The organism is Parabacteroides sp. AF17-28, assembly GCF_003479205.1.
In the GTDB taxonomy this organism is placed as follows: Bacteria; Bacteroidota; Bacteroidia; order Bacteroidales; family Tannerellaceae; genus Parabacteroides; species Parabacteroides acidifaciens.
This window is the reverse complement of the sequence record NZ_QUGV01000015.1, coordinates 87,060-105,296: the sequence shown is the minus strand read 5'-3', so window position 1 is coordinate 105,296 and position 18,237 is coordinate 87,060. Positions and strand designations below refer to the sequence as shown.

The following is an 18,237-nucleotide window of genomic DNA, read 5'->3' as shown; positions in this document are numbered from 1 at the left end:
TTTTATAATACTGATTGATATGTAACATTTTTATTTTCTCCCGGCAAAAGGAATACTTTAATTTTTTGCTTAGCGGATAATTCCAAGTCCATATCAAATCCAATAACCGAAATACCCGGATTAGGAGAATCACAACTAAAATCAGATTGAGCAGGTGAAATATGCCAACGGACTTTCTTCGGGCCTTCAACCTTTACATATAGTTTCTTTCCATCTTTTTCCAATAGCATCACATTATCTGATAAGATTTTAGCCGAAGCAGGGGTAACCATAGTCCATGTCATCATTGTAAAATGTTGGGTTGCTTCAACCATGTCTTCTACCACTACATATTCTTTATTAACCAAAGAAACAGCCCGTTTTGCACTTTTCACTTGATCTTTATAGACAGCTGTCAAATCAGAAATAACATACATATTATTTTCCTGGTCCGAATATCCATCAATTTGAGCTTTCCCTTTTACATTCTGGTATTTATGATTAAATGATAATGTATTATGCGCTAAATTATTATAGCGGTAAACATCCCAACGTTGGGAATTTTGCTTCGTATTCCACAAATCAACGCCTCTCGTCTCCAATCTATTATAATCTTCTCCGCCCAAATCCATGCCCCAAAGGACACCGTCTGCTTCAAACAAAAAACTACCGACATCCATATGTCCGTGATTAACAGATGGAGATCCCATTTTCACTCCCACATAAACAGCCAAAGGATCATTCCAGGAAGAACGCATAAAACAAACAGGATTATCACCTTGAGCCTTCCATGATAATTGTACAGGTTTCTGCGGATTAGCTAATGAAGCAGAGGCACCCCAAATTAGCATTGCCGGAGCCAAACGATCTCTTTTGATACGTTTTTGCCCATCTTTCTTATACAATTGTGCCTGATTATACAAAATGGAAGCGTCCTTTGTTTTATCATAAAACCAAAACATAGTCGGTGCCAAGAATGCGTTTGCGCCATTATCCGAATATGCAAAATTTTTCAGGCCCGGCGTTACCGCATGTAATATATATTCACCTGTCTTCAAGAAACCGGGCAACTGGCTCAAGCCGTAGTCCGTTCCGAAAATCTTTTCAATAGCGCTAAGAAACATTGCATTAAAAGACGTTCCGTAATCCCAATAACCGACACCCTCGGGATAAGCACCATCAGGAGCATAATGCCCCATTGGAATGGATATTTTATCTATAGCCCGGTTTATTACTGTCCGGGACAGTTCCGGTTCTTTCTCCCATATCGCCAGAGCTCCATAAGTAACACCAGCATGGCAGACTTGATTCCAATTATGAACAGCATCAACAAACCAGTTATATCGTTCATCAAAAGAAGGTTTCAAACCCTTTTCAACAATAGCTTTCTCTATTACAGTTTTTGTCTGCGCCGATAATTGGGGATAGAGCCAATCGTAGCCGATAGCCAATGCCATCGTCATCTCTCCCACATCCAGAAAATGAGACGGATTCCAATCAGAGAAAGAAGCAGCTTTCAACATTTCATTTTCTGCCCGTTTTAGGAACTCACTCTTCCCACTCATCCGATACGCATAACTCAGAATAAAAATACGGCGCAAATTTTCTCTTGATACACTTAACAAACGTTTGCCCGTCTTTATCCGTTCATTCAATGGTAATTTTACAATATCTTCAGCCTCATCCAATAGTGACTGATGAATATCTTTCCATATCGCATCTTTCATTATCACCTTTTTCAAAGCTTTCTCTTCGCCTTTCTGCAATAGAATCCGAGGATGCCCGCCAAGGCGGGTAGATTGGGACACAAACTCTTTTTGTGCAAAAGAGAAACAATGGCAACACAACAATGCCATCAAAAAAACAATAATTCGTGTTTTCATACTTATTAAATTTAAATTATTTGTGGTACACAATACTCTTTCCGGCATATTCTCCCTGTGGTAAATCCACCGCAATACGAGAAGAGCCGGTGCTTTCATCCCACTCGCTCTGAATACATTCCTGACCGGAGTCACCTAACTTCTGATTGACAGACCAATGAATCTTCTTCAAAAAATGAGTCGGATCAACAACACCCCATGTAAGGATTTCACCAGACTCACTATACTTCAACATCAACATTCCCGGAGAATCCATCGTCACTACAATCTTTTCATTCACTTGGAGAGTCCCGCCTTTATAAAATACGGCATAAGCCATGTTCAGTCCATCATGGCGGACAGCCTGCAACTCTTTATTGTTCGCCAAAGTCACGATCCCTGCTTCTCTCACCTGCCTTTCAATAGAAGAACGGTCCGTGGAAGGGATCACAATATATGCATAGTCGCCCTTGTCCGGATGTGCGCCATGATCTATGGAAAGGGTAAAAACCTCCTGCTCTACGGTTTCCTTCGGTGTACTGGTTTGACGGTTTGCGATACTCCAACTCCCGCTAACTTTCTGATTGAGCAACGTAATATTCTCCTTTTGAGGGAAATAATATCCCACTTTATCATGGATCACCCATTGTGCACCATCAATGTTGCGAACGCCTTGCTTTTGAACATCGATGCCTTTTGTTTCGCTCACCGTGACCTCTCCATTCAAAATACATTGATTGACTGTAGTTGAGACCGGATACTTCATCCGGCTTGAGATATCCGTGCCCAGACAAACATATTCCTTGTCAAAGAAGAACCATGCTTTCTTGGCAGCCAAACCTGTATGCGGACTCTTGAAATTGAAACCGACAGCACCATACAAACCATCTGTAACCGCACCCACAAAATCAGTCAGTCCCCATTTCTGCACTTCATTCTCACCAGGCATTTTATCCAATTGCACAATCGTTGCTCCCGGAATCTTCATCCAATCACAAACAGGCGTCAATCTTTTATATTCATCTCCCCGGACTGAAAGATAATTTGTTCCATCTCCTCTAAAATGGTTCATCAGTCCCTCTCCGTTGTAAGGTTCTTCCATATTCGCATTACGAGTTGAATACATTCTGACTGAGGTGTAAAAATCAGGACGTTGGAAAACAAAATGATCCGTACGCCAAAAGAATTTAGCGAAAGAGGCTGGTCGACATGAAGGGTCTCCTTTTCTCAAACAAATAATATTTTCCAATTCAGCTTGCCTATAATTCGTCAAGTTTTTCAATTTTTCAGGATCAGAAGCCCCCCAAACCTTCTCTTCACCCGGTCGAGTGATGTCTCGATTCAAGATACCTGGATCCGAAATCTTACCATAGATCATCTGTTTACAAATACCATCAATATAATAATCAATCAGCAATCTGACTGCTTGGTCCGAAAAGCGGAATTTCGTATCTGCCACATTCGATGCCCATTCTATAAAAGCACTGGCATAACCGGAACCATAAGAAAGAGTGTTATTTACCCAATCCGTCCGGTGATGGAAGCTAAAATCATGTTGCATACCTCTTTCGGTTGAGAACTTGATTTCTCCCTCTATGATTTTCATTAGCATGGCAACCTCTTCCGCATCTCTTTTAAACAGGGCTGCTTTTGCCTGTAACCCTGCAATTTTTATACGATCCCCGCTGGGCCGTGCCCCCGAAGCATTAATATTTCCACGATCTGCGATTTTCAACATCCGGTCCGATTCGTCTGAAGACAAATCCTTATCAAGTATCAATAACATACTCACCATTGTGTTAGGTGTACCTATTTGATTCCACCACCAATTCTCGCAAATGAAATCATTTGCCAACCAAAAAGCCAATGATTGGTGAATAGCCTTTCTCACCTGCTTATTTCCTTTGTAAAGAGACCCGTCTTTTTTATAAGCAACGCTCAATGCCAACATATTACCAAGATGCCGTTCATGTTGAAAAGCTGTACGGGTCGTATCGACATAATCAATACCAGGCCAAGTTCCGTCTGGTTGAAGAGTTTCCACCAATGCTTTGATCCGGTCATTAGAAACCGATGCTCTTAATAACTGAGCAGAAAAACGTTTTCTTAGTTTTTCTATATCAGCATCTTTTTTCGCCACAAGCGATTGCCTACCCAGATCATATCCATTTAAAGAAAGCGGCATCAATGTTGGGAAAACCCATGCAAAATGATGTACCGGATAAATATGAGGACGACTATTTGCGACATACTCCACATAAGCAGCCTCTCCATATATACAGGCCATAGCCTCCAATAAATTATCCGGCCAAGTGACATGAGTCCCCACATTAGGTTCTTTATACCACTTCCATTCATAAGGGGCTTTTTGATAACGAAGCAAATAATCCAACGCCTTTTTAATTGACTTCCCCTCCTGTTCCCATAAAAACAGATTCTCACCAGTCAAATTATAGACAACCCAAAAAGAAGCTGTCATAGGAGCCAACGAAAAATAGGTATACCAAATACCATTTTTCTCGCGAACCACTTCTGCGGGCATGTGACCATCACTTGCTATCTTATCACTCAAATCACCTTTAATAAGTTTGACATTATGTTCTATCTCCTCTCTATCGTTCAAAAAAGAAGCGGCTAACAAAGAACCCAAGCGCCCCCAATCAGCCCAATTATTTTTCCGCTCACGAATTTCATTTGTCGCTTTCTGATAAACAGCCATTACCCAATTCCTAAAGAGTTGCTTCTCACGGTCATCCCATAATGACGTATCATCCATTAATTCTGCAGCCATTAAAAATGCCGTTCCAGAATAACTCATCACCAATGGTCCATCCGGCTCTGAGTATTTCTTATTAATGGTAGCCCATGCATTCATAAAATAACACGCTTTTTCTCCATAATGCTTCTTACCAGACAACCGATAAGCTAATGCAGAACAATAAGCGGCAAAAGCATCCTGTTGCAACGCCAACGAATTGGCTCGATGCTCTTTGGGTTTCACATAGTAGCCAGGAACTGCAAAATCATTTCGTGCATGGTGAGTAACAAGTTGAATCGAATCAGCATAATGAATCAATTGCACATAAGCCGTACGATACGGCTCCTGTTGCCGTTCTATCATCTTTTTTACAAAGGCTATTTGTTTCAGTGGATGCATACTATGATTCGCCATAACCAACTGTCCACTTAATAAAAGCATAAAGCACAACAACCATTTTAATATGTGTGTATTCATTTCGATAGTATTATTGATTACTAAAAATCCTGATTTGCTAAAGTTTTTCACCACTGACTTTACAATGATGAAAAAACTTTAGCATTCTCATTATCTGATTTTAAAGAAAGAAATTCTTACTTAGTCAATTTTACTTTTATAACATCTTTTCTTCCTTTAACTGTCCACGAGGGAATACGTAACTCTATACGTTTCAATCCTTTTATTTTTCTATCAAGAACCAACGGGGGTGGATCAAGAGAAATAACAGAAAATCTTAAATCCGAATGTGATAAATTTTCTATTCTCAAAATTTTCCCATCTTGTTTAAGTAAAGCTCCTCTTTCTGTTATTTCAACATCAGCTGTTGTCATCAATTGCCATGTTATCAAATTAGCTTCAGGAAGGAGTTCTATCTCATCCGTTACAACAAGTGATGTTGAGCTTTCTTTTACAAATGAACGCCGGGCATTTTTCAATAAACCTTCATAAGGGGCAGTCATATCAAATATAGCTTCCGGTTGCACACCCTCTTTCACCTCAAGCAATGTTGCATGTCCATTCACCTTCTGCAATTGACCATTAACAGTTAGTGTACTATGCCCGTAATTACTTTTAGTAAGAAGTGTCCATCTTTGACAATCTTGGCAGTTACTCCATAAATTAAATCCTGTTTTCTCCAACTCATGATAGTCTTGATTTCCTGGGTCAACAACCCAACGGATTCCATCAAGTTCAAAAATAAAAGAACCGGCATCCATATTACCATGACTTGTTGTAGCATGACCACCTTTCCCTCCGAAATAATAGCCATTATCTCCCGTAAATATCGCTATCGGATTATGCCCCCGACCATACCAAACAGCTGGCATATCAGTGTCACTGTTCTCTTTGAATTGGGAAATCCAAACTAAGGCAGCGCCTCCCAATCTAGACAATTTACCCATTTTCCCTGGTTCTATGAGTAAACGATCTGCTTCAAAGAACGCCTTATTCCCGGTTTTAGAAGCGAACCAAGCAAGAACGACATCAGCACTTTGTCCCCTCCGATCTCCACAATCAGCATAATTAAAATACATACCGGAAGGAGCATTACACATGACCCTGAACATTGCACTTGCCATATATGCAGAATGTTTAGTATGTCCAAAATCTGTTCCAAATGCACTTTCCAACATCGCACATGTTATGGTTGAGAAACCGGTACCATATCCCCAATACGTAGAACCTTCAGGATAAACACCATCAGGCAAGTAAGAAGACAATGCCATTGGTATTCCATCCAAAGACCTTTTAATCGTTTTTGCCGCAAGTTCAGGATTTTTTTCCGCAATTGCAATAGATGCAGCAATCATTCCTCCGTTACATACCTGATTCCAATTATTTGTACCAAATGCCCAACCTGGATTTTTTCCATCCTCAGGCCAACTCGGTTTTATGCCTTTTTCTATTAAAGCATCTATTGCCATCTTAATAGTTTCATCCGGTAAACCATCCCATCCCCAATCAATAGCTAAAGCAACAGCAAGTGACATTTCTGCTACATCAAGATAATGCGACGGGTTCCAATCTGAAAAATTACATACGGCAATCACTTCTTCATTTAGGCGATGTAATATTTCCGAATCTTTTTCCATACGGTAAACTATGCCCAACATATTAACGCGGTATAACATCTCACGCGAAACAGAGAGTAGTCTGCGCCCTGTTACAATACGTTCAAGAAGCGGTTGCCCTTTTATTTTTTCCGCATTCAATTTAATTGCTGCATAATAATTCTTCACAAGAGGATCTGACTCTATCTTTTTCTTAACATATTTCTCAATTGTTGGATTAAGAACTAATCGAGGATGTGCCTTTTCCAATTTTGCTCCCAGGTATTGAACCGACATCGGATTTTCCAATCTCGGAATATTTTCTTTTTGCTGCGCAAACAAATCACCAATAGATATCACAAAAAGAAAAATGATTATGTATATACTTTTCATTATTATCATATATAATAAGAGACATTCACTAAATTAATTTTTCTCAACAGGTGAGAACAATTCCATAACAACATCTCTATCACGGATAACAAGGACATCGCTCGCTGTATATAAAGAGCCATTTTCATCCTTAACTGTATAATTAAGAATGAGCCCGTCACGTTCTTTATTACCCCATGAATAAGCTTTCGATTTATATTCTCCAGTCCCTGTTACTATATATTTTGAATCAGAAGAAGAGGATATCGTACAATTATTCCCATTAAAATTCAATAACAAAGACAAATCACCCGTGAATATTTTTGACTTGAAACCCAATGATAGTAAAGCTTGATGCTGCCCTGTCGTTATTAAATTCAATAGAGGGCAATCCTCTATAAATTTATAAGTATCATAGGCAGTTTCTTCAACTGTTTTTCCAGACAAATCTTTCACAGAGCTTTTTCCATAATGAAAATAAGTACCATGAAACTCGTTAATAAACTTCACACAAAATAGAGTAAAATTTTTCTCCGGAATAATAGAATCCACATCTATTGAGGATATGATCTTAATTGGGACAACATAAGTATTTTTTATAGCTAACGGATCTTCAAAAAATTCATCAGTCAGCTGAACTTCTATGCCCCCATTAAATTTTCCTTTAGGTATAACAATATTATCCTGTGAACTAAGCGAATAATATTTTGATGGAAGAGGTTTCACCTCATCACCTCCAGATGAAAACAGTAAGTTCCGGCACAGACTTTCATCCACTGCAACCTTAAACTCTCTATCCATTTTATTTTCATATACACCACCCATTGCCACAGAAATAATAAATTTGTGTGCATTATCATTGGAGTTATCATAAATATAATCTCCCAAAACAAGTGTTCTTACGGGATATTGATAAGGAAAATAACCTGCTGTATATTTATAATCAGCAAATTTTTCATCAAAATTTTTACATGCCGATAGCAAAACGGCAATGCCCACTGTAAATAATAGTTTATATATTAGTTTCATTGTGTATTATAATTTTAAATCAATAATCAACTTGTTACCATCCTGCATTTTGCTCAAGACTATACTTAAGCACTTCTGTATAAGGTATCGGACCATAATGCATATAGCTATTGTCATACACACGATCTTCAACCATAAAATAGTTATATTGCCCGTTCTCAATACGTACACCCTTTGCAACTTCAGTTAAATCCAAATTCCAACGGCGTATGTCCCAAAATCTAAAACCTTCAAAACAAAGCTCCAGTCTCCGTTCGTTCCTTATAAGCTCCCTCATATCATCCTTTGTCGTAATAGATTCGAGATAAGTATCTGGCTGTGTAATTCCCGCACGTTTACGAATTGCCGCTATCACATCCTTCGCGGAAAAATGATTACCAGCATTAGCAGAAGGTCCCCAAGCTTCGTTTGCTGCTTCTGCGTAATTCAAAAACAATTCTGTTTGACGGATATGTACTATTATATGTTGCTGGTCTGACGTTGAAGCTGGATTTGGATTCGCATCTTCTCGTAACAGTTTTTTCATATAATAGCCTGTCCTTGTAGAATTCACCCTTGCATTCAAACCATTATCTCCAGCATTAACTCCTGTATTAATTTTTTTATTCTTATAAGTACTACCATCATAAATAATGTAAAGTTCTAATCTGGGATCACGGTTATCATAAGGATTAGAAGGATCAAAATTAGATCTCGAATCCGTTATCGGATATCCGTTTTTCATAGGAAAGGCATCTACTAAATTTTGCGTAGGATTAATTCGTCCATTACCATACAATGAAGGAGGGAAATTATCCACCTCCATTGTTCGTGAAGAAGAAATCGGACGCCTCCATACGATTTCGTTATTATCCAATTGATCATTAGCTGTAATGTTACCGGCATCAATCTGTGCTTTCAGATAAAACAAGTTTCCCTTTGGATCAAACTTACCCATATCAAGCAACTCTGCATTCAAATTCGCAGCTTTTGTCCATAATGTCAAATCATTATCCACATTAAAGATAGGACTTGCCTCTAAAATAGCCAACTTTGCTTTAAAAGCCTTAACAATACGTCCACTAATACGTTGTTGAACTGCATCTCCCATTACAAAATTGTAAGAGTCTACCCCATTTAACTCTTTAAATCCATCAGGAAGATCTGCTTTATTTCCATAATCAAGAGGCAATAAAGACAACGCTTTTTCAAAATCATCATACGCACTTTGTGCTGATTCTGTAAACGAAGCACGAGGCATAGCAAAATCAGATGGTTGAATAAATGAATCATAAATAGGTATACCCAACATTTCTCCTGAAGTTCCCGGTCCAGCATGATTACGAAGTAAATAATATTTCAAAATCCCACGTAATGCATACGATTCTCCCTTAAGCCTCCGGATAAATAAACTATTGAGTTCCGAATCATTTGGTTTCCAAGCAACCTCATCAATGACATCTAAAAACTCATTAATATACAATATCCCTCGATTACAATTTTTCCAAAGATCTTGTGGGTTATACTCAGCCGTCCACATACCCTTAGCCATATACAGATATGTATTTGTCAAGTCGTTTGTAACCGCATCATCTGTAGCAGTCTCGTCAAAACGATAGCTGTTTGTTGGTATAAGTGTGTAAGCCGTAATAAGTAAACCTTCTGCATAAGCAGGATCATCATATATTCGGTCAAACGTACTATGATTATCATTTTCCGGATTCAATCCCCATTCGCATCCGCCCAAAATTAAAACGGAAACAAAAGAAATCATATATAACTTAGTCTTTCTCATGGCATTAAAATTTAGCTTTTAAAGTTACTGTAAATGTTCGATAATAAGGTTCAGCTCCTATACGTAAATCACGCTCATGCAAATTAGGAGCTATTTGGAATAAATCAGTAGCATTTAATGCTATGTCCAAATCTTTCATATACAAATAAGAAGCGATTTTCGACGGAATATTGTAATTTAGCTGAACACGCCGCATATTAAAATAATTATTACTATACAGCCAGAATGATGAACGCCGCAAATTATTATTGTTTGATTCAGAACTAAGACGTGGGTATTTAGCTGAATTTTGTGTTTCAGGAGTCCAGCAGTCTCTTGCTATTATAGAATATTTATCGTTGCCATCCATCCAATAATAGGAACTTTCTCTAAAGTTTTTCGCACCCTGTTGTCCTTCACCAATTAGGAATAATGTAAATTTTTTATAACTTACTCTCAATTCCAATCCTTGTGACCAAGGAGCTTGCCAATTACGTAAAAAAACCTCATCTCTCGAGTCAATAATATTATCTCCATTCTGATCTTTATATTTCAGGTCCCCTGGTTTTACAGTTCCGAATGTTTGGAAAGGGCTTCTATCTATCTCTTCCTGTGACTGAAAGAACCCAAGGGCTTCTAAACCAAAGGTCGCATCTTTGCCATACCCCTTACGATACTGGTAATCATTGGCATATATTTCATTCACTTTCAAACGCTTTGATACAGAATATAAAACATTCAAGCCTGCATAAAATTTCCAGTCTCCTACTTTTTTATTTAGATTAATCCCTATTTCGACTCCTTGGTATGAATCTTTTTCAAAGTTTTCGTATGGAACAAAATCTGCATAAAAACTCGGATATGTAGATGTTGGACGAACAACCAAACCATCATAAACATCATAAAAGTAATTTGCTTCAAGACCAAACGTGTTAAATAACAACGTTTGGAAACCAGCACTGATTTCCTTACGTGTAGCAAAATTCAAGTTTGTACTTGAGGGCCAACTTGAAATAACCCCTGGACGGCTCTTACCTCCCTCATACCAATTATAACTGCCAGAAGTTGTATATCGATTATCATAATAAAAGAAGTCACCTATTGGAATATCAGATTTTAAAATGCCCGTTGAAACTTTCAATTTCAAATAATCCAAAAAATCGGGTTTGTTGAAAAAATCTTCTTTACTAAGTACCCAAGCTAAAGCGAGAGAAGGTGAAAAACCAACTTTCGTTTTTTGGGGTAACTTAACTGAATTAACTAATGCACTACTAAAATCAATCATGTATTTACGATCATATACATAACCTAATTGAAGACCTAAATGAGAGGATTTTACACCTTGGAAATCATTATAAGAGCCATCATTATCCTTAAATGTCGTTCCATACCCCATTAACGATCCTGTTACATGGTGAAGATTTTCAAAAGTCCGATCATAGCTGAATAATCCATAAAAAGCCATTCGTCTTCTAAAATAGCGTCCCTCTACATTTTGAGTTCCCGGATTAGAATCTTTTCCATGCTGTTTAAGGCTGATTATTCGATCATCATCATCCCATATTGGTTCATAAACAGAATAACCTTTTGGCGTATCTTGATTATATTGCAAAAAATAATCAAAACTAACATTCGTATGAAATGAAAGCCCTTTCGTAATCATATCCAGATTCATATTAAAACGATTATTAAAACTGAATGTACGCCATATTAAATTACTTTCTCCAGCAGCATAACCGTCAGCGATTCCACTCGTAACATAATTACTGTTACCACCGATAAGATATTTCCCATCAATATCTCTTTTTCGACCTTGTAATAATGCATTTTCAGGATCAATCATGCTGATTGGCAAAAGAGGTGAAAATTCGAATGGTCGCACGGTAGATGAATTTCCCCAAAAATTACCTCTTGCTCCTTTTGCATTGTAAAACAGCCCCGTAACATCGACTGCCGTATTCATCCAATTGTTAATTTTGAGATCAATATTCGCCCTCACGTTAAAGTTATTTGATCTTGCATTCTTTCCTTCGCCAAAATTCAAAATACTACCTTGGGAATTCCATGCCAAATCAGCCAAATATCTTACATTTTCATCTCCTCCCGAAAACTGAGCATTCAAGTCAATAGAATTCTTTGATGACTTCAAATACTCGCTTGAATAATAATCCACATCCGGATAACGGTATTTGTTTCCATTTCGATAATTATTAATTGTTTCATCAGAGTAGGTAGGAGAAAAGCCATCATTTATTCTGGCTTGATTATAATATTCCATATATTCAGCAGAACCAAGATATTCCGGCATAGATGAAGGACGAGGGAAAGAAACTCCATAATCGACTGAAAATTCAGCACTTTTTTTATATGCTTTTCCTCGCTTTGTTGTAATAAGAACAACACCATTCATCGCCTCTGAGCCATATAAGATAGCGGAATTTATATCACGTAAAACAGTTATACTCTCTATATCTGAAAGGCGAACTCCGTTTATATCACGAGGCATTCCATCTACAACAACCATTGCAGTTCCTGTACTTGTTCCAATAATAGCTCCAACGTCTAAGCTAACTCCAAGACCACGAATATTATTAGATCCCAACATACCAATAGCTCTTCCACTCATAATACCATTCAACCAAATAGAATTATCATATGAATGAATGTCACTCACATTGTAACTATTTGCAGCTCCGACAACATCCCCTTTTTTCACACTCCGAAATGGTAAATTTACCATATCATTATTGTCATAATAAAGAGGAGATTGAACCATTTTAATTTCCTCCTTTATTTCGCTGCCGAAAAGTTCTACGTTCTGATATCCTTCCGCTTCAACTGTTATTTTTGAATCTTCACCTATTCTTAATGTAAAGTTACCATCTTCATTTGTTTGAGTATGGCTATTTCCACTGTAGATATTTGCATCTACAATAGCCTTGCCGGATTCATCTACAATTCTGGATTGAACCGTTATCTGGCTTTTATTTTGAGCCATCAATTTGTTTGAATACAAATTCCAAACAAACAAAGCTATAATGAAATATATTATATTTTTATTCATACGTGACAAATTTTTAGAGTTATAAAAATTTTACCATCCCGGATTTTGTGGAAATCCTGAATATTGCGTCGTATATTTAGTTTGGATAGGCAACCAATTATGTTTTTGCTCAACAGCCCGCTTGATAACCAAACGTTCTCTTATATTAATAGGTTTACCATCACTACCTCGATCAAAATCAACAGCAGTCTTTTCAAGATAACGAGAATCGTAATTACGATTCCAGCGACGTAAATCATCAAAACGTTGTCCTTCAAATGCCAGCTCCACAGCACGCTCACGAATTATTTCTTCAAAAAAGACATCCTTATTTGCACAATACTTCTCGGCAAGATTCGGTAATTGGGCCCGATTCCGTACAATATTCAATGCTCCAACTGCTGTCAACGAATAGTTAGATGCGTTTGCATTTGGCCCGCCACCTGAGCTAAAATTCAAAGCCTCAGCATACATCAAATAAATATCGGCAAGCCTTAAATAGGGCTTATAAGCTTGTAGCTGCTCAGCCTTAGACACTGTAAAATCCTTTCCAAGAGGAGCATATCTTAAGTAATAATATCCGGTAGCACTCGCCGGATTAATTCCATTACGATGACGACCGCCATTATATAACTGAGCATATTTATCAGCACCTTCAGTGGCCCAAATCTGACATCCATCATAAAGTATATCTTTATAGAATCGTGGTTCCCTATTCGTCCAAGGATCATTCGGATCATATCCGGATGCTGGATCATCTATCGGAAGGCCGTTAGCCATTGCATAATTTTTTATATAATTATGGGTTGGCACATCTGCTGACGAACCGCTATTCATTCCGATGGAAGAAGGAACCATACCTCCCGTTGTAGACCAACGGACACGGCTACGATCATAAATCGTAGGCATCATGATACATTCTGTTCCCCCCGGACGTTCATAATTCCAACGCCAAAAACAATCTGTCCATGTTTCCCAAGTTTGCATTTTATAAATGCCCGTTTCATCAGCCAATTGTAACAATTCACCAAAAGCTTGTGCCGCCTTCGCACAGAGCTCTGGATCAAAAGAACTATTTCCTGTAGCTTCTTCATTTATCATCGGACTTGCAGCAAACAAATAAGCTTTACCCAGATAACCTAATGCATGGAATTTATTTATTCGATCTCTGTTATGGCCTTTAGTCGCCTGTCCTGGCTCTGAAAAATCCCAGTGATTAGGCAAAATATCAGCAGCTGCACGAAAATCCTCTGCCATTTTGAGCGCAGTTTCTTTAAAATTCAACCTACTGTATTCCTCCGAAAACATATCTTCCACCGGGTCTATTACTTTTTGGATATAAGGCATACCGCCCCAGAAACGACAAATTTCAAAGTAAAACCATCCCCTAAAAAACAAAGCCTGCCCTTTCAGATGATTCTTTTCTTCTTCAGTTCCCGAAAAAAGCCCGTCTTCCTCTAACTTTGCAAGAGCTAAATTTGCAACACGAATAGCATACCATGCATTTTCCCAAATTCTCTTATCACGACTATTGAGACTTGTCGGCGAGGCCGCATGTCCAAAAAAATAAGTTTCATTGCTCCAGTAGTTCCCTTGGTCAAATGGATATGGAGATGGACCTAACGTCTCATCCGCAAACAAACACCTATTCCATGCCCCACCTTTATCAGGATCTTGAATACAGTTATACATCTGTTCGATAAATCCTTGAAAACTATTGAAACTTCCAAATGCGTCCTTTTCTGAAATATCGGAATCCGGTGATTTATCCAAGTAATCTTCACAAGAAATCATACTGATACCTGATAACAATATCAAACAGACACTCATTATATAATTTATTTTTTTCATCTTAAATTCATTTAAAAAGTGATATCAACTCCAAGATTAAACCGCTTCAATGTAGGATATGCTCCATCAGTAGCAGAACCACCACTGTAAGTAGTTTCTCTGTCATCAGGTAAATCAGACCAGAAAAACAGATTATTACCATTCAAGAACACTCGCATATTTTCAACTCCCATCTTTTTAACCCATTTATGCTTATTAAACGAGTATCCTAATTCGAGTGTTTTAAAACGTAAAAATGAAGCATCATATACATAATAATCTCCAATGTTCTCTCCAGATGTTTTCCACCTTGGCAAGAATGATGTAGCATTTGGATTTTCTTTCGACCAATAATCCCTTACATGACCAAATACAATATCTGTGTCATTCCTAAAATTATTAAAAGATATAACACGAGTAGCGTTATTGACCCCATAGAACTGACACATAATACTAAAACCTTTGTAATTAATACCAAGAGTCAATGTAGCCGTATTTAGTGGTACTTCAGAATAGCCTATTGGTACATTATCCTCTGAACTTTTTATGATACCATCAGCCGTGTAATCAAGTAGATTATAGTAACCTGGTAATTTAGACAAATCGTTTGTCTCAGTAGGAACACTGGCATATACATCATCCCAATTATTATAAAAACCTGTTGAAATCAAGCTTCTAGCCTGTCCTATCCGAAAACCTGCGGATTTAAGATGATCGAATTGCAAAGGAGGGTCATCCCTGAATATCACTTCATTTTGATTGTGGGCAATAGCTAATTTTGACCAAATATCCCAATCTTTATTAATCTGCTTATTAAAACTAAGTTCTACCTCTACACCTTTTGAGTTTACCCTTCCAAGATTTGCACTTGGAGGCGTAGTTCCAAAAAAGACAGGCACAGATCGGCTACTTCCATTAATAAGGATATCAGTGCGTTTTTCTGTAAAATAGTCAACTGATAATCCTAATTGGCTCTTGAAAAAACCAATTTCAAACCCGTAGTTGTCCTTTACCGCTTTTTCCCAATGTACATCTGGATTTCCTACAGAAGTTTCTTGATACATGGTATATGGGCTTGACCCGTTAGATGCATTATTTAAGCGCGCAGATGTACCATAACTCATCTGAGACGTATACATCCATCGTCCTCCACCATTGTCGTCACCAACCCATCCTTTACTATATCGGAGTTTAAGCCGGTCAATCCATTTTATTTTCCAAAATTTTTCATTTGTCACATACCATCCTACCGCAAACGAAGGGAAAAAATCAAAACGATAACCAGGTCCAAATTTCTCCGAACCATTGTATGCCCCATTCAATTCAAGTAAATAACGAGAATCATAATCATAAGTGATACGTCCTACCCAATCTTCACGATAATTTTTAAACATATTGCCATATGCATATTCTTCACGTTTCATGATAGCCATAGCACTTACGTTGTGAGCATCAAACCTACGGGCATAATTTAATTGGAACTGGTACATAGAACGCCTTTTCACCGGAATATTGGAATCCCAGTTAGCCGCTTTAACTTCTTCATTGCGGATAGTCCAAGGACGTACAATCCAGTCATAATCGTTAGTACTGACAGGAAGATACACCGTATATTCAGAAGGATCTTGATCTGGACCTTCATACAATAAAGGATAAATCTGTTTATATCTTACATTCGAGGCTTCCTCGCCCGGTCTTACATGATTATTAATGTCATAAATACCACCTTCACTTCTTATTTCATTATCATAAAAAAGAGACGCTTTAAACGACAATCCTTTAGTTATAAAATCAAGCTTCTGTTCAATTGTAAAATTAGAATTTAACTGTGTCCTTTTTGTCTGGCGAACACCTAAATTATAAATCACAGCCATTGGATTAACCGTATTATTGCCACCTTCCTGATAAGCTCCCCAATATCCATCCTCATGATAAGGGATAAAAAGGTTAGGTGCAAGAAAATAAGTGGCAGACCAAATCCATTGATCAGCTCTCGATGTACTTCCTTCATTGTTAAAATTAGTGTTTTTTTGTGAGTAGAAGCCAGAAAAGTCAACAGACAACTTTGTTGTTTTTGTCAAGTTAAAATCTATATTACTCCGGAAATTAAAACGGTCAAAATTATAATTAGGATCATATCCTTTACCGTTATCTATCCTTTTGAACATGTCACCTTCATGCAGATAAGAAACTTGACCATAATACTTGACATTTTTATTACCACCACGCGCACTCAAAGTCGCCCGGTGCGAAAGTCCCATCGTTTTATACATTTCTTTTTCCCAATCCACATTCGGATATATAATCGAATATTCTTTTGATTGAGGTCTACGATAACGCTGGACTATTTCATAAGGTACATATGCATCCCAGGAAGGTTCGTTTAAAACGACTTCACGCTCAATCATCTCATTTTTAGCCATCATTGCATCATAGGAATCTAACTTATCCGGTTGCTTAGACAGCATTGTCCCTGTAGCAGTATAATTGAAATTAAGTTGTGTTTTTCCCTCTTCCCCTCTTTTGGTCGTAATCAACACAACACCATTTGCACCTTTCACACCAAATACAGCTGTAGCAGAAGCATCTTTCAAAATGGACACACTAGCTACTTCGTTTATATCCAAATTATTCATGCTTCGTTCTACTCCATCAACAAGAATAAGTGGCTGTCCGCCATTCCATGTATTCTGTCCACGAATAAACATATTGGTAGCACTCTCACCTGTTGTAGTTCCTCCAGGTTCTCCGGAAGAAGTCATTGTCACAAGACCTGGAAGTTGTCCAGTCAACGCCTCTGTCAGGTTTCCTGAATTACCCGTTCGACGTAAATCCTCCTCTGTTGCCTGAGAAATAGAAGCAACAACACTTTCCTTTCTCTGTACGCCATATCCAACAACAACAACATCTGATATTTGTATTGCATCTTCTTCAAGAATAATTTTTAAAGATTTGGTTCCTTTTAACACCACATCTTTTGTTTCATATCCAATATAAGATATACGTAATGAAGCTTTTTCTTTTACATTTAATACAAATTTACCGTCAACATCGGTCAGTGTTCCATTAGTCGTTCCGATCTCCATAATGTTCGCACCAGGCAAAGGTTCCCCGTTTTTATCAAGAACGACTCCCGTAATCCGTATACTCGCTTGTTGCTGTTTTTCACCTTTCGAAGCTGCTGATGCCGTTAAGATTATATCCTTATCAACAACTCTATAAGCGATATTGGTGTTTTTGAATAAGATTTCTAAAATTGTAAAAACATCTTTGTTGTTAACTTCAAATGTAACTTTGCGATCTACATTTACTAACTTACTATTATAGAAAAAATGGAAATCCGATTTATTTTCTATAACGTCCAATACTTCTGCTATACTCTTTTTCTCGGCACTTATGGATAACACTGTGTTTTGGGCATAAGTATTAGAAGAGAATGCCACTTCAACAGATATAAACAGAAGTAAAAAAATCAAATTGAATACACGACAAATACCAGATTTTCCTAAATCTGGTATTGGATAAGATATCTTATCCAATACCAGATTTTCCTAAATCTG

8 protein-coding genes are annotated in these 18,237 nt (G+C 37.7%); all 8 read right to left on the bottom strand.

The features are described from left to right. Nucleotides 1–2: 2 nt before the first annotated feature. Nucleotides 3–1,862: a heparinase II/III family protein gene (locus DWW90_RS12325; RefSeq protein ID WP_122345181.1), complete on the bottom strand. Its 1,860-nt coding sequence runs from the start codon at nucleotides 1,860–1,862 to the stop codon at nucleotides 3–5. Nucleotides 1,863–1,878: 16 nt separating this feature from the next. Further along, nucleotides 1,879–5,076, bottom strand: a complete 3,198-nt coding sequence (locus DWW90_RS12320) for a polysaccharide lyase family 8 super-sandwich domain-containing protein (protein WP_122345180.1) — start codon at nucleotides 5,074–5,076, stop codon at nucleotides 1,879–1,881. A gap of 116 nt (nucleotides 5,077–5,192) precedes the next feature. Further along, nucleotides 5,193–7,043, bottom strand: a complete 1,851-nt coding sequence (locus tag DWW90_RS12315; protein ID WP_233547735.1) for a heparinase II/III family protein — start codon at nucleotides 7,041–7,043, stop codon at nucleotides 5,193–5,195. A gap of 33 nt (nucleotides 7,044–7,076) precedes the next feature. Beyond that, nucleotides 7,077–8,051, bottom strand: coding sequence for a DUF5627 domain-containing protein (locus DWW90_RS12310; RefSeq protein ID WP_122345178.1), 975 nt, complete (start codon nucleotides 8,049–8,051; stop codon nucleotides 7,077–7,079). Between the two features lie 34 nt (nucleotides 8,052–8,085). Continuing rightward, nucleotides 8,086–9,825, bottom strand: coding sequence for a RagB/SusD family nutrient uptake outer membrane protein (locus tag DWW90_RS12305; protein ID WP_122345177.1), 1,740 nt, complete (start codon nucleotides 9,823–9,825; stop codon nucleotides 8,086–8,088). A 4-nt stretch (nucleotides 9,826–9,829) separates the two neighbouring features. Next, the gene (locus tag DWW90_RS12300; RefSeq protein WP_122345176.1) at nucleotides 9,830–12,868 is read right to left on the bottom strand and encodes a SusC/RagA family TonB-linked outer membrane protein; all 3,039 of its coding nucleotides are present in this window, start codon (nucleotides 12,866–12,868) and stop codon (nucleotides 9,830–9,832) included. 30 nt (nucleotides 12,869–12,898) lie between these two features. Continuing rightward, nucleotides 12,899–14,698, bottom strand: a complete 1,800-nt coding sequence (locus tag DWW90_RS12295) for a RagB/SusD family nutrient uptake outer membrane protein (RefSeq protein WP_122345175.1) — start codon at nucleotides 14,696–14,698, stop codon at nucleotides 12,899–12,901. Between the two features lie 11 nt (nucleotides 14,699–14,709). Further along, nucleotides 14,710–18,216 carry a TonB-dependent receptor gene (locus DWW90_RS12290; RefSeq protein WP_122345174.1) on the bottom strand — a complete coding sequence of 1,169 codons (3,507 nt, stop codon included), beginning with the start codon at nucleotides 18,214–18,216 and terminating at the stop codon, nucleotides 14,710–14,712. Between the last annotated feature and the right edge of the window lie 21 nt (nucleotides 18,217–18,237).

What these genes read in the sequence shown, in the direction of transcription:
- DWW90_RS12325 (WP_122345181.1), bottom strand. Translation starts at nt 1,862, where the DNA reads ATGAAAACACGAATTATTGTTTTTTTGATGGCATTGTTGTGTTGCCAT.
- DWW90_RS12320 (WP_122345180.1), bottom strand. Translation starts at nt 5,076, where the DNA reads ATGAATACACACATATTAAAATGGTTGTTGTGCTTTATGCTTTTATTA.
- DWW90_RS12315 (WP_233547735.1), bottom strand. Translation starts at nt 7,043, where the DNA reads ATGAAAAGTATATACATAATCATTTTTCTTTTTGTGATATCTATTGGT.
- DWW90_RS12310 (WP_122345178.1), bottom strand. Translation starts at nt 8,051, where the DNA reads ATGAAACTAATATATAAACTATTATTTACAGTGGGCATTGCCGTTTTG.
- DWW90_RS12305 (WP_122345177.1), bottom strand. Translation starts at nt 9,825, where the DNA reads ATGAGAAAGACTAAGTTATATATGATTTCTTTTGTTTCCGTTTTAATT.
- DWW90_RS12300 (WP_122345176.1), bottom strand. Translation starts at nt 12,868, where the DNA reads ATGAATAAAAATATAATATATTTCATTATAGCTTTGTTTGTTTGGAAT.
- DWW90_RS12295 (WP_122345175.1), bottom strand. Translation starts at nt 14,698, where the DNA reads ATGAAAAAAATAAATTATATAATGAGTGTCTGTTTGATATTGTTATCA.